Source organism: Chromatium okenii (genome assembly GCF_016583745.1).
Taxonomy (GTDB): domain Bacteria; phylum Pseudomonadota; class Gammaproteobacteria; order Chromatiales; family Chromatiaceae; genus Chromatium; species Chromatium okenii.
This window is the reverse complement of sequence record NZ_NRRQ01000011.1, coordinates 38,156-50,594: the sequence shown is the minus strand read 5'-3', so window position 1 is coordinate 50,594 and position 12,439 is coordinate 38,156. Positions and strand designations below refer to the sequence as shown.

20 protein-coding genes are annotated in these 12,439 nt (G+C 49.9%); 13 read left to right on the top strand and 7 right to left on the bottom strand.

The features are described 5' to 3' along the window. Positions 1-296 precede the first annotated feature (296 nt). The 3 genes from CKO12_RS06120 to CKO12_RS06110 all read left to right on the top strand — a co-directional run bounded on the left by CKO12_RS06120 (position 297) and on the right by CKO12_RS06110 (position 1,700). Positions 297-743, top strand: a complete 447-nt coding sequence (locus CKO12_RS06120) for a pilin (RefSeq protein ID WP_200153859.1) — start codon at positions 297-299, stop codon at positions 741-743. Positions 744-1,035: 292 nt separating this feature from the next. Continuing rightward, positions 1,036-1,278 (top strand): AbrB/MazE/SpoVT family DNA-binding domain-containing protein, encoded by a 243-nt coding sequence (locus tag CKO12_RS06115; protein WP_105074903.1) that lies wholly within the window; start codon positions 1,036-1,038, stop codon positions 1,276-1,278. A 5-nt stretch (positions 1,279-1,283) separates the two neighbouring features. Next, positions 1,284-1,700, top strand: coding sequence for a type II toxin-antitoxin system VapC family toxin (locus tag CKO12_RS06110; RefSeq protein ID WP_200153858.1), 417 nt, complete (start codon positions 1,284-1,286; stop codon positions 1,698-1,700). 225 nt (positions 1,701-1,925) lie between these two features. Here the strand turns inward: CKO12_RS06110 and CKO12_RS06105 are convergent, their stop codons facing one another. From CKO12_RS06105 to CKO12_RS06090, 4 genes are all read right to left on the bottom strand, one after another. After that, a complete protein-coding gene (locus tag CKO12_RS06105) occupies positions 1,926-2,258 on the bottom strand; it encodes a type II toxin-antitoxin system PemK/MazF family toxin (protein WP_420826831.1) in 333 nt (110 codons plus the stop codon). Then, positions 2,249-2,410, bottom strand: a complete 162-nt coding sequence (locus CKO12_RS06100; RefSeq protein ID WP_242466235.1) for an antitoxin MazE family protein — start codon at positions 2,408-2,410, stop codon at positions 2,249-2,251. Before CKO12_RS06100 ends, CKO12_RS06105 begins: the two co-directional genes overlap by 10 nt. A 194-nt stretch (positions 2,411-2,604) precedes the next feature. Continuing rightward, the gene (locus CKO12_RS06095; RefSeq protein ID WP_200153856.1) at positions 2,605-2,814 is read right to left on the bottom strand and encodes a CopG family transcriptional regulator; all 210 of its coding nucleotides are present in this window, start codon (positions 2,812-2,814) and stop codon (positions 2,605-2,607) included. After that, positions 2,807-3,079, bottom strand: coding sequence for a type II toxin-antitoxin system RelB/DinJ family antitoxin (locus CKO12_RS06090; RefSeq protein WP_200153855.1), 273 nt, complete (start codon positions 3,077-3,079; stop codon positions 2,807-2,809). The genes CKO12_RS06095 and CKO12_RS06090 overlap by 8 nt, the downstream gene beginning before the upstream one ends. Positions 3,080-3,364: 285 nt before the next feature. Here CKO12_RS06090 and CKO12_RS06085 point away from each other — a divergent pair, with 285 nt between their 5' ends. After that, positions 3,365-3,715, top strand: coding sequence for a type II toxin-antitoxin system RelE/ParE family toxin (locus CKO12_RS06085; RefSeq protein ID WP_207146288.1), 351 nt, complete (start codon positions 3,365-3,367; stop codon positions 3,713-3,715). Next, positions 3,699-3,983 (top strand): NadS family protein, encoded by a 285-nt coding sequence (gene nadS / locus CKO12_RS06080; protein ID WP_200153854.1) that lies wholly within the window; start codon positions 3,699-3,701, stop codon positions 3,981-3,983. The genes CKO12_RS06085 and nadS overlap by 17 nt, the downstream gene beginning before the upstream one ends. 217 nt (positions 3,984-4,200) lie before the next feature. Here nadS and pufA read toward each other — a convergent pair whose 3' ends face one another. The 3 genes from pufA to CKO12_RS06065 all read right to left on the bottom strand — a co-directional run bounded on the left by pufA (position 4,201) and on the right by CKO12_RS06065 (position 5,216). Continuing rightward, the gene (gene pufA / locus CKO12_RS06075) at positions 4,201-4,446 is read right to left on the bottom strand and encodes a light-harvesting antenna LH1, alpha subunit (RefSeq protein ID WP_200153853.1); all 246 of its coding nucleotides are present in this window, start codon (positions 4,444-4,446) and stop codon (positions 4,201-4,203) included. 42 nt (positions 4,447-4,488) lie between these two features. Continuing rightward, complete coding sequence (gene pufB, locus CKO12_RS06070; protein WP_105072690.1) at positions 4,489-4,635, bottom strand: light-harvesting antenna LH1, beta subunit; 147 nt, start codon at positions 4,633-4,635, stop codon at positions 4,489-4,491. Positions 4,636-4,817: 182 nt separating this feature from the next. Continuing rightward, positions 4,818-5,216, bottom strand: a complete 399-nt coding sequence (locus tag CKO12_RS06065; RefSeq protein ID WP_242466234.1) for a hypothetical protein — start codon at positions 5,214-5,216, stop codon at positions 4,818-4,820. Positions 5,217-5,453: 237 nt separating this feature from the next. Between CKO12_RS06065 and crtD the strand changes: the two genes are divergently transcribed. From crtD to CKO12_RS06025, 8 genes are all read left to right on the top strand, one after another. Further along, complete coding sequence (gene crtD, locus CKO12_RS06060) at positions 5,454-6,941, top strand: 1-hydroxycarotenoid 3,4-desaturase CrtD (RefSeq protein WP_200153851.1); 1,488 nt, start codon at positions 5,454-5,456, stop codon at positions 6,939-6,941. Between the two features lie 15 nt (positions 6,942-6,956). Then, entirely contained in the window at positions 6,957-7,916 is a 960-nt protein-coding gene (locus CKO12_RS06055) for a carotenoid 1,2-hydratase (protein WP_207146286.1), read from the top strand. 76 nt (positions 7,917-7,992) lie between these two features. Further along, a complete protein-coding gene (locus CKO12_RS06050) occupies positions 7,993-8,373 on the top strand; it encodes a hypothetical protein (protein WP_200153850.1) in 381 nt (126 codons plus the stop codon). A 284-nt stretch (positions 8,374-8,657) separates the two neighbouring features. Then, a complete protein-coding gene (gene bchC, locus CKO12_RS06045) occupies positions 8,658-9,617 on the top strand; it encodes a chlorophyll synthesis pathway protein BchC (protein ID WP_200153849.1) in 960 nt (319 codons plus the stop codon). Next, on the top strand, positions 9,614-10,564 hold the full coding sequence (locus CKO12_RS06040) for a chlorophyllide a reductase iron protein subunit X (protein WP_172452494.1): 951 nt from the start codon (positions 9,614-9,616) through the stop codon (positions 10,562-10,564). The genes bchC and CKO12_RS06040 overlap by 4 nt, the downstream gene beginning before the upstream one ends. Then, a complete protein-coding gene (bchY, locus tag CKO12_RS06035; protein ID WP_200153848.1) occupies positions 10,557-11,903 on the top strand; it encodes a chlorophyllide a reductase subunit Y in 1,347 nt (448 codons plus the stop codon). Before CKO12_RS06040 ends, bchY begins: the two co-directional genes overlap by 8 nt. A 25-nt stretch (positions 11,904-11,928) precedes the next feature. Then, complete coding sequence (locus CKO12_RS06030; RefSeq protein ID WP_200153847.1) at positions 11,929-12,171, top strand: type II toxin-antitoxin system Phd/YefM family antitoxin; 243 nt, start codon at positions 11,929-11,931, stop codon at positions 12,169-12,171. Further along, on the top strand, positions 12,168-12,431 hold the full coding sequence (locus CKO12_RS06025; protein WP_200153846.1) for a Txe/YoeB family addiction module toxin: 264 nt from the start codon (positions 12,168-12,170) through the stop codon (positions 12,429-12,431). The genes CKO12_RS06030 and CKO12_RS06025 overlap by 4 nt, the downstream gene beginning before the upstream one ends. Positions 12,432-12,439: the final 8 nt, after the last annotated feature.

Sequence of the window (12,439 nt, the reverse complement as noted above, 5' to 3'; positions counted from 1 at the left end):
AGTTGATCGCCCGAAATGTCTCGCTGAACGTGTGCCAACCACCCGAGATGTCACACCTACGCCGCGACATCAAAAAAAATGCCTCGCTCATGGTGTGACACCCGCCGCACCCACTCAGCACCATTTTATTAAATTGCCTTAAAAATAAACGACTTAACGGAAAAAGACAGCGCAGCGCAAATCTTGGCACAGCAACTGCAAAATGGCAATCAGGAAACGATCCGCACCGCTCACTGAATACCGCGCTTCGTTTCTGCTTTCAATTCGGTTGATTCATTCACATTTGGAGCACGGCAATGAAAAAGTATCAACAAGGCTTTACCCTGATTGAACTCATGATCGTGGTTGCAATCATTGGTATTCTGGCCGCGATTGCGATTCCGGCATATCAGGATTATTTAGTGCGTGCGCGTCAGAGTGAAGGACTGGCATTAGCATCAGCAGCTAAAACGTCTGTAAGCGAAAATGCTTCTCAGGGTGAAGCCTTTGCTTCTGGTTGGACTGCACCCACCGAAACAGAAAATGTTTCAGCAGTAGCTATCGATGCGACTGCGGGACTAGTTACTATTGATTACACAGTGAAAGCTGGTGGAGAATGCACAACAACTTTAACACCAACATCCGCTGGCGCTGCTTTAGCCGTAGGAACACCGCCAGCTGGTGGCTCGATCGATTGGAAATGTACAAGCGATTGCGATGATAAATATCTGACTGCCAACTGTCGCGCTGCTGCTGCTGATTAATGACTGCATGAAATGGGTAGCATGAGCAACGGAATATGTTAGAAATGATGCCCATTTAAGTTTATGCAGTTGAATGAAAAAACCGCCTTTGAAAAAAGGCGGTTTTTTATTGCGCCATTAAAATTTGGTTGATTGCACATAATTTGAACTGCGGATTTAATCCGGTTAAAGCCTTCGATGAAATGGGGGCTTTTTTATTAAGTGGGAATTGGGTTGCAGTTGTAGATGAACCAACAGCAAGAATTTGATACATTGTCAAGATGTAGCCACTTGAATTTTCGAGAGCGATATTATGAATAACACAACGAGAATTACAAATAAAGGTCAAGTTACCATTCCTAAACATATTCGAGAACTCGCCGGATTGTTACCCGAAATGGAGGTTGAATTTCGCTTTGAAGATGGGCGAGTGATTCTCGAAAAAACATTCAGTCCGCCCAATCGTGTAGAACGCGCTATTGAGCGATTGCGCCGTGCCCAGCCCTGTATTTCACTCACGACCGACGACATTCTTGATTTAACACGCGGTGAGTAATGTCCATGCGCAAACGCATTTTGGTTGATTCAAACGTACTGCTCGACATCATCACGCATGATCCACACTGGAGTGAATGGTCAACGCAACAACTCAGTGACGGTTTACGCCATCACGGACGCCTTGTTATCAATCCGATCGTATTTGCTGAAATTTCATTTGCTTTTGAAACAATCGAAGCGGTCAACGACATTCTTTCACCTATGGATTATGACTATACATTCATTCCACGCGAGGCGGCTTTTCTGGCGGCACGTTGCCATGCGCAATATCGAATAGCGGGCGGATTGCGTACAATGATTTTGCCTGACTTTTTAATTGGTGCTCATGCTGTTGTCGATAACATGACGTTGCTGACACGCGATGTGCGCCGCTACCGCACTTATTTCCCCAGCTTGCAGTTAATTTGTCCCGGCGAATAGCAGCGTAGGTTGGATTGCCAATTGCAACCCAACAAATAAAACATTCGGAAACGGAGGTTTTTGTTGCGCCAATAATCGCAATTCAGTTAATCTGACCTAACACCAGTTAAAGATTGAATAGTGATTTGAACTGCGGATTTAATCCGGTTAAAGCCTCTGATAAAAAGGAGGCTTTTTTGTTGGGTGGGAATTAGCAGAGTAGGTTAGGTTGCTAATTAATGATGACTACTTAGCAATACCAAAAAATACTGCCAAGCAGCGCTCTATTTCTAACATTGTGTCAGCATCAAGGCGTCCAAAGGTAGCACCGACTTTTTCTCGTGCAACAGTCATTGCTTTATCCACCATGATTTGAGATTTTTTATGTAAGCCATTTGTCTCAGTCGGCATAACTGTGACTCGAAATAGCGGCGCATCTCGTAAATCGCTAGTAACAGGCAATACCGTCAGTGATGGATGTGCATCAAAAAAATCGGATTGAATTACCAAAGCTGGACGCGGTTTTCCATAATCACCTTGGAGTGCAATCGTCACCAAATCGCCGCGTATCATTCCCATCCATTAACATCCGTTACGGCTTCAATCCAATTCAACAACTCACGTTCTTGCATATCATTACGCAAAAGTGAAGATTGACGCCGACATTCAAGCGCAAAACTCGGACGGCGAGTATCTGGCACCCATAATTGAATTGGGCGCAATCCTGCCATACGCAATGCTGCACGGCGCTTGTGAGTGTGCGTTATTGAAGAGTGAGTCATTGTTAATACCCCAAATGATTTACAAAATACAGTGATTTTTTAATTGAACAAATGCTTAAAAATATACCAAGCGATGACCAACTTTGACGATTTCAACAACAGTAGATTTGAACCGCAAATTATAGTGTGCTATTAGTTTTAATCTAGGCTAGAAATGCTTCATCACTCAGAGTAGGCTCTTCTGCGCGGTCGGCAAAAGCAGCTAAATCGCCCTCGTTTTCTTGCAAAGAGAGGCGTATCGCGTCATTAACAATTTCAGAAATACTGCGGTGGGTATTCGCAGCTTTACAGCACAGCGCCTGATGCAGTGTTGGATCAAGATAAAGTGTGGAACGAGTAGCATGACTATTCATAAATACCTCTGAATGATTTGCGGTTCTTATTAAACACCGCTTGTAATTGGTCGAGAGTGATGGATTCCAGATTGTCTTTCTGCGCTTCCTCCATCGCTAAAATAGTAGCAGAGTTTGGTATTAGCGGCTCAAACGGCAGCACTTTTTCATGGGCGATGTGAATCAATAAGATGCGCAAAGCGTCTGACACTGTCAAAAGTACAGCACTGGCTTCTTCTTCAATGTCCGTATCAATGCAAGCGCGAACAACAGTATTTGTTGGCATGAGTTTGTTCTCTGGTAGCGTAGCAATATAAGTTGGGTCGCCAATAGTAACCCAAAAAACAACTGTTTTGCATTGCAAGCAAAACTACCGGTAACGAGGGTTTTTGTTGCGCCAATAATCGTAATTCAGTCAATTTGACTAGCGATCAGTTAAATTTGAACTGCGGATTTAATACGGTTAAAGCCTCCGATGAAATGGGGGCTTTTTTATTTGCGCCTTCCTATTTCGTAAAGATTGGTGTACTATGTAAGCCTCGCTTTAGAGCAAAATCAGTTGGGGTTTGCGTTGATCCAGACCATCGAGTTTATTGAAACCAGAATTTTTACGCATCAAATTCAAACAATTGCCACTGATGATGAAATTCAACAACTTCAGCGTGAACTCATCGAACAGCCTGAAAAAGGAGATTTAATTAAAGGCACCGGTGGATTAAGAAAGATTCGCATGGCAACTGGTATTTACGGCAAAAGCAGTGGCGCTAGAGTGATCTATTTTTTGGCAACATCTCAGACCATTTACCTCATAGCAGCTTACGCCAAACGCCAAAAAGAAAATCTGACACCCGCAGAAAAAGCGGTGCTGAAAAAACTTACGAAACAATTACACAGCGAGGCACACCATGAGTCTATTCAATGACCTTCAAAACTCTCTGGAAGAAGCCATTGCAATCCAGCAAGGTCGTCAATCTGCCAGTCGCGTCACCCGCCATGAAGTGATTGATGTCAAAGCCATTCGCACCCAATTGAATGTCTCACAAAGTGAATTCGCCAGCGCACTTGGCACCAGCATTGATACCATTAAGAGTTGGGAAAGCCAGCGGCGAAATCCATCCGGGCTGGCCGCTAAGGTGTTAATGACTATTCAAAAGAAACCGGATTATTTCCAAGAACTCGCGGCACACTAACTATTTTCGGTTAATGGTTTAGCCGCGTAGGTTGGGTTGCTAATTGCAACCCAACAAATAAACCCTTCGGCAACGGAGGTTTATTTGTTGGGTGAAAATTGAGCTTAAAAGATTCTGATTAGTGGAAGATTGTTGTTAATGCTGACTGAAAAAACGCAGGCAAAAAAATAGGCAGATGAGAATGTCATCCGCCTATCGGCACAAAAAGTGTCAGGTCTTACTGAGCTTGGGTCGCAGCAACTGGTGCAACAACAGCAGCTGGAGCAGCGCGGACGGAATCCTTGAAGCCGTAGCCTGGCAGAGCCAGTGCATAGCTATGAATCATCCACATTTGTACAAACAGAATGCCGAAGAAAGGAACCATCCAGGTAGCTGGATTGATAACGGTCCAAATTTTCCAATCTTCTTCAGGATGATTGGGTGCAGCAACGGACGGATCGGCCAACATAACAGGTACTTGCATTGGAAATCTCCTTTAATAAAAAGAATAAAGCGAATGTAACGCTTAGAACCAGGGTTGATAAACCCAAGTGACCACGTGAACGGCACACGCGATCATCACCCAGCTCCAAGTGCCATGCTTCCAATGCTCATGGAATTCTTTTGCTTGTGCGTCGGTCAGACCGGACAGGTTTTTTGCTGCTTCTGCCATTGAAGTACCCTCTGTGAATAACTGAATAAGTAACACGCACCTAACAGTGCGGGGTTGGGCTTGCTGTTAAGTTTCGCTTCACGTTGTGGAGCCGGAACCCATCAGCAATGCACGAGTGTTAGTTTAGCCTGACAGACGGTTGCGTCAAGTTTTATTTACACATCAACCGCCAGTTGACCTGCTTACCAAGCTCCAAATCCCCATTTTGCTAAGAAAATCAACGCTAAAAAGGTCAAAAACGCGGTGCCAGTGACGCGCCCAAAAAAGAAGATGTTGCTGTACATCGCCCGCCACACTGCGGCAATGCTTTGCTCCTGCATAAATTCCTGCGGAGCGGCTGCGGTGGTAGCGCCAGCACTACCGCCGCTTTCCACACGCGGATCAGCCGGAATCAAGCCATAAGGATCAGCGCGGCTCACTTTGAAAAACTGAATGTCTGAATCCGCGCCGCCTTTCTCAATCACCACAAACTCAGCACCCACCGCCAGCGCCTTATCAGTGGCGTACATCATGGCGAAATCGTCCAAACTCTCTGCCGCGCCGAGATAATCCCAAGTCGCTGATTTCTCAGGCCACATCATTCTTGCTGCGTAATTCAACGATGATTCCTCAATTGGATAGTGTAATGAACGATGAATGAGCGACCGCCGCCTGACTGTGCAAAATCGCCCCCTGTCAGGTAGACTCAACCGCCCAGATGTCTAGTGAACTAGACACTCATTTGAACCTAATCACAGCTCATCTTGCAAGGCGCGATCTCGCAAGTATCCAATCAAATTTTCCCTTTAATTTCACGGTTGAACAGACAAGGCAGACACATGCGGAATAAACGAATCCTCGTGATCGGCGCGGGCATGGGCGGCTTGAGCGCGGCACTCAAACTGGCAGTCAACGGTTGCGAAGTCACCGTCATCGAACGCGGTGCGCGTCCCGGCGGCAAACTCCGCGAGCAACATCGCGGCGACCAAAGTTTCTACACCGGCCCGACGGTGCTCACGATGCCTTGGATATTTGAGGAAATGTTCGCCGAAGCTGGCGCTTCATTAAAAGAGCGCGTCACGCTGCATAAAGCGGAAATCCTCGCCCGTCACGCGTGGAGCCAAAACGAACGGCTCGATTTATTTGCCGATCAACAACGCTCTGCAGACGCCATCGCCACCTTTGCTGGCGCAGCGGAAGCCGATGGTTATTTGCGTTTTGTGCAACACGCCAAGCGCGTATTTAATGCCCTCGAAGTCCCATTTATTCGCTCCTCGCAACCAACGCCGCTCTCCATTTTTGGACGCTTCGGAATGAGTGGCATGAGTGAATTGGCGCGAATTAAAGCCGTATTCACATTGTGGCAAGCACTCGGCGGTTATTTCAAAGATCAACGGCTGCGTCAATTATTCGGGCGCTATTCGACTTATGTTGGCGCGTCACCCTATCACGCACCAGCAACATTGATGTTAATTGCGGATGTCGAAAGTCGCGGCGTTTACGCCGTCGAAGGCGGCATCCACGGTTTGCCGGAAGCCGTCGCCAAGCTGGCTGAAGAGAAAGGTGTGACGCTGCGCTACGGCGAAAAAATCACAGAAATTATCATTGAAGGCGGACGCGCAGCGGGCGCAGTGCTGGAAAACGGCGAGCGATTGTCTGCCGATGCCGTCATTTACAACGGCGATGCCTCGGCGCTGGGCGCAGGTTTATTGGGCGCACGAGTGAAAAAAGCCGCCCCGCAAATTACTCCCGATAAACGCTCCCATTCCGTAGTCACTTGGAACTTATTGGCAAAACCCGTGGGTTTTCCAATGCAATATCACAACGTCTTTTTCCCGCGTGATTACGCCGAAGAATTCAAATCGGTATTTGAAGATTTGCGTTTACCAATTGATCCCACCGTCTACATCTGCGCTCAAGATCGCGGCAATCCTGCTGCCCCTGCGCCGACTGAAGCGGAGCGGTTATTAATTATGGTCAATGCACCAGCGCGTGGTGACAGTCAAATCATTCCCGAAGATGAGATTCGGCGCTGTGAAGAACGGGTAATGAAATTGCTGGCGCATTGCGGATTAACCTTTGCAGACAGCCAAGAAATCGCCGTGACCACGCCGGTTCATTTTGAACAAACCTACCCCGCTTCTGGCGGTGCCGTATTCGGGCGCGTCACCCACGGTTTATTCGGTTCTTTTGACCGTCCGGGCAATGAATCAAAAATTGCTGGGTTATATCTTGCTGGCGGCAGCGTCCATCCCGGCCCCGGTATTCCAATGGCGTCGATTTCCGGGCGAATTGCCGCCGAAGCAGTATTAGCGCAATTGAATTAAATCAGGAGTTGAATAATGGCTGTTGCAGAATCAAATCGCCCCGCCAGTCCAGATTTCAATTTAACGGTGCCGCCGCGTGGTTATGCGTGGTGGTATGTCGATGCGTTGAGTGATGACGGGCAACACGGATTAACGTTAATTGCGTTTATTGGCAGCGTGTTTTCGCCGTATTATTTCAAAGGACGGCGCAAAGGACGCAATGATCCGCGTGATCATTGTTCAATGAATGTCTGTTTATACGGTGAAAAACGGCGCTGGACCATGACAGAACGCCACGCCAACGCCGTGAATCAAACCGAGAGCAGCTTGACCATTGGACCGAGTGCGATTCAATGGAATGCCGATGATACGTTGACGCTGCAACTCAATGAAATTGGCACCCCAATTCCGCAGCGGGTGCGCGGCACGATTCATTTAACGCCCAATTTTATCAATGAGCGGATATTTACCTTGGATCGCAATGAACGCCATCGCTGGCGACCGATTGCACCGAGTGCGCGAGTGACAGTTGAATTGGAACATCCCAATATCAAATGGACGGGACACGCCTATTTTGATCGCAATTGGGGCGATGAACCCTTAGAAGATGCGTTTGTGTATTGGGATTGGTCACGCGCAGACATGGGTGGCAATGAAAGCGCAATTTTATATCACGTTGATCGCCGTAATGATCAACGGTTGGCACTGGCGCTCCATTTCAACGCTGACGGAACGCTGAATGAATTCACAGCACCGCTGGATTATCCACTGCCGCGCACATTAATTTGGCAAATGCCACGCAGCAGTCAATCGGATGCTGGATCGCCGCCGAGCGTGGTAAAAACATTAGAAGACACGCCGTTTTATTCGCGTTCGGTCATCAATGCGCATTTATTGGGGCGTCCCGTTGAAGCCGTACACGAAAGCCTGTCATTAGATCGGTTTCGTTCGGGATGGGTGCAGCATTTATTGCCATATCGGATGCCGCGCTGGTAATAACGAGGCGCGGAACCTGACTGTTATCAATGGTTCCGCGCTTAAAAAAGATGTGTTTTTAATGAGGTAATGATCCATGGCTATTTCTCTCGAAAAGAAGTTAGAAGAAGCAACGGTTGCTAAAAAACGCTATCAATCGCTCTTTGTCACCGTATCAATTTTGTTCATCGCAGTTGTTGGTTATTTGTTTAACAGCATGATTTTAGATTATGCCGTATTAGAAAACGTCAGCATCACTCGTGATGACGATACCAATCAGGTGTCATTTGCATACGATGTTGTCGAGCCGGGTAGAATTGATTTTAATTATGCAAACGCCATTCTCACTGATCGCAAAGATGCAGGAACAGATGAGAACTTTACTTGGAGTTGGGACGCAGAAGGATTAACAGAAATTTCTATCAGAAGTCGAAAATCTGTTCTACCACATTGGGATAAAGAGAATTTTGATTTTTAGCGATTGTTTCTGAAATTCAATAGACGTTGCATTGTATGCTCGAAAAAAACGTTCATTCACCTGTTGAATTGGTGTCTACCACTGAATGCGAGAACCTGCAATCACTTGATGACTCGTGGTGGGGCAAAAAAGCTCAATTGGCACTTGAAAGTGGTTTTGTTGGAGCTGATGAAACTATGCGGCGCATTCAAAAGCGGTTGGATTTAGAGTATTGCGCAGCCGATATAATTGAGTTTTTAATTTAATCAACTTTTCCCTTTTATTCCTTACTTTCGAGCCACACCGTGAACCCCGACATTCCCACTCTCGAAGCTCTCGCCGTCGTCCTCGAACAACCCGAACAGTTATCACTGCGCCGCCTCGCGCTGACGCCACCGGAACCCACCGATGTCATCGTGGACATCGAATGGAGCGGCATCAGCACTGGCACCGAGCGCCTGCTGTGGTCGGGGCAAATGCCCGAATTCCCCGGCATGGGCTATCCGCTGGTGCCCGGCTATGAATCGGTGGGGCGTGTCATTTTCGCGGGCGCAGAATCTGGTCTCAGCGTCGGGCAGCGCGTGTTTGTGCCGGGAGCGCGTTGTTATGGCGAAGTGCGCGGTTTATTCGGCGGCGCAGCGTCACGAATTGTTGTGCCCGCCAGCCGCCTGTTGCCAGTCGCAGAAAATTTCGGTGAGCAAGCCGTGTTGTTGACGCTGGCAGCCACTGCTTATCACGCCATCGCCGGCGCGACGGTCGAATTGATCGTTGGGCATGGCGTGCTCGGACGGCTGTTGGCGCGGATTGCGGCATTGGATGCAGCGACGCCGCCAGTCGTGTGGGAAACCAATCCAGCGCGGCATTCGGGCGCGGACGGTTACGGTTACAACGTCATGTCGCCGGACGACGATCCGCGCCGCGATTACCGCTGCATCTGCGACATGAGCGGCGATGCGACGATTTTAGATCGGCTGATTGCGCGGCTGGCGCGAGGCGGCGAGATCGTGTTGGCCGGCTTTTATCACGCGCCGGTTGCCTTCACTTTCCCGCCAGCATTTATGCGCGAAGCGCGGTTTCGCATCGCCGCTGAATTTCAACCCGCCGATCTCGCCGCAGTGCAGGCGCTGCTTGATTCTGGGCGCTTGTCACTGGATGGTTTGATTACGCATCGCGTCGCTGCGACTGACGCTGCGAGCGCGTATCGCACCGCGTTTGGCGATCCCACCTGTTTGAAGATGATTTTGGATTGGAGAAATTTATCGTGACTGCATCCGTGACCGTTTCCGCGCCCACCGCGCCAGCACTCAAACAAACCCAGATCATCGCCATCTATGGCAAGGGCGGCATCGGCAAGAGTTTCACCCTCGCCAACCTGTCTTACATGATGGCGCAGCAGGGCAAAAAGGTGCTGCTGATTGGCTGCGATCCCAAAAGTGACACCGCAACGCTGCTGTTTGGCGGACGCGCTTGCCCGACCATTCTCGGCGTCTCCAGCGAGAAAAAACGCGCTGGCGACAGCGTGGCGATTGGCGACATCTGTTTTAAGCGCGATGGCGTGTTTGCGATGGAGCTTGGCGGCCCCGAAGTCGGACGCGGCTGCGGCGGACGCGGCATCATTCATGGCTTTGAATTGCTGGAAGGTTTGGGCTTTCACGAGTGGGATTTTGACTACGTTTTGCTGGATTTTCTCGGCGACGTGGTCTGCGGCGGCTTCGGGCTGCCGATTGCCCGCGATCTGTGTCAAAAAGTCATCATCGTCGGCTCCAACGATCTGCAATCGCTCTACGTCGCCAACAACGTCTGCTCGGCAGTCGGCTATTTCACCGGCTTGGGCGGCAGCGTCGGCGTCGCCGGCATGGTCATCAATAAAGATGACGGCACTGGCGAGGCGCAAGCGTTTGCGGACGCAGTCGGAATTCCGATTTTGGCGACGATTCCGGCCGACGATGACATCCGCCGTAAAAGTGCGAATTACGAAATCGTCGGACGCCCGGGCGACCGCTGGGGCGCGTTGTTTGAAGAATTAGCGGCGAATGTTGCCACCGCGCCGCCGGTAAAACCCAAACCGCTGGCGCATGAAGAATTGCTCAATTTATTCAAAGGTGATGCCGTTGGGCGGCATGTGATTTTAGAACCGGCGAATGCTGCGGATATGTGCGACGCAGCCGCAGTGGCGAAACCGTCTCTGGAAGTGGTGTACGACGATGTCTGAGTTGCCAACGCTTTCGACCTGCGCCAGCGGTCCGCACGATCAACCGCAAACGATGTGCCCAGCATTCGGCGCACTGCGCGTCGGACTGCGAATGCGCCGCACCGCGATGGTGCTGGTTGGTTCGGGCTGCTGCGTGTACGGGCTGAGTTTCACCGCGCATTTTTACGGAGCGCGGCGGTCGATTGGTTATGTGCCGTTTGATTCGGAATCGCTGGTTTCCGGTCGATTATTCGAGGATGCGCGGGACGCTGTGTTGAAACTGGCTGATCCCGACCGCTACGACACCATCATCGCCATCAATCTGTGCGTCCCGACGGCATCTGGTGTGCCGCTGCGCTTATTGCCCAAGCAAATCAACGGCGTGCGGATTATCGGCATCGACGTACCCGGCTTCGGCACCCCAACTCACGCCGAGGCGAAGGATGTGCTGGCGGGCGCGATGCTGCATTACGCTCGCACTGAGGCGGAGCAAGGGCCGGTGCAAGCGCCACGCGGTGGGCGCAGCGAACGTCCGACGATCACGCTGCTCGGCGAGATGTTCCCCGCCGATCCGGTCGGGATTGGCATGATGTTGGAACCGCTGGGGCTGGCGACTGGGCCGGTGGTGCCAACCCGCGAATGGCGCGAGCTGTACGCCGCGCTTGATTGCGCTGCCGTTGCCGCGATTCATCCGCAATATGCCGCGTCCGCCCGCGAATTTGCCGCTGCCGGACGCCCAATTATTGGCTCGGCTCCGGTCGGCTGCGACGGCACGGCAGCGTGGTTAGATGCGATTGGACAAGCCTGCGGCATCGCGCAAGACAAGGTTGATGCAGCGAAAAACAAGTTTTTACCGGCAATTGCTGGCGCGTTGGCAGCCAAACCAATTAAAGGGCGCGTGATTGTTTCCGGTTATGAAGGTTCGGAATTATTAGTGGCGCGATTGTTAATTGAATCGGGCGCGACAGTGCCGTATGTCGGCACGGCTTGTCCGCGCACGGCGTGGAATGAAAGTGATTTGGAATGGTTGACTGCGCACGGCGTACCGGTGCAATTCCGCGCTTCATTGGAACAAGATTTAGCGGCAGTGAAATCATTGGAACCGGATTTAGCAATTGGCACCACGCCGGTCGTGCAAGCAGCCAAAGAATTAACCATTCCGGCGCTGTATTTCACCAATTTGATTTCAGCGCGTCCGTTAATGGGACCGGCTGGCGCGGGTTCATTAGCGCAAGTGATTAACAGCGCCTTGGCGAATAAAGAACGCTTTATTGCGATGCGTGAGTTTTTTGATGGCGTAGGAATGGGCGAAACGAGCGGGATTTGGTCGAAAGCGCCGGTGCAGCAAGCGATTATTTAATTTGTTGATGCGCGAGAATACGATGATGTCCACTCTCACCACGACTGAAGTATGCGCCAATTTGAATTCTCTTATGGATCAAGCCGCTGAATCACATCAGCCGATCCATATTACTGGCAAGCGCACGAGCGCCGTATTGCTGTCTGCCGAAGATTGGCAGGCTATTCAAGAAACGCTTTTTTTGCTGTCAGTTCCAAACATGCGCGAGTCCATTAAAGAAGGTATGGCTGCACCACTGAGTGAAAGCATTAAGGAATTGGATTGGTGAGCTGGCAAGTTGTCTTTTCCAAACATGCGGTAAAAGACGCAAAAAAGTTGGCTGCTGCCGGGTTAAAACCAAAAGCGCAGGCATTATTAGCGGTATTAGCCAGCGATCCGTTTCAGAATCCGCCTTCATACGAAAAATTGGTTGGTGATCTTGCTGGTGCCTATTCACGACGTATCAACATTCAACATCGCTTGATTTATGAGATTTTCACAACAGAACATGTTGTTCGTGTTTTGCGAATGTGGTCTCATTATGAGTGAAAGAAATC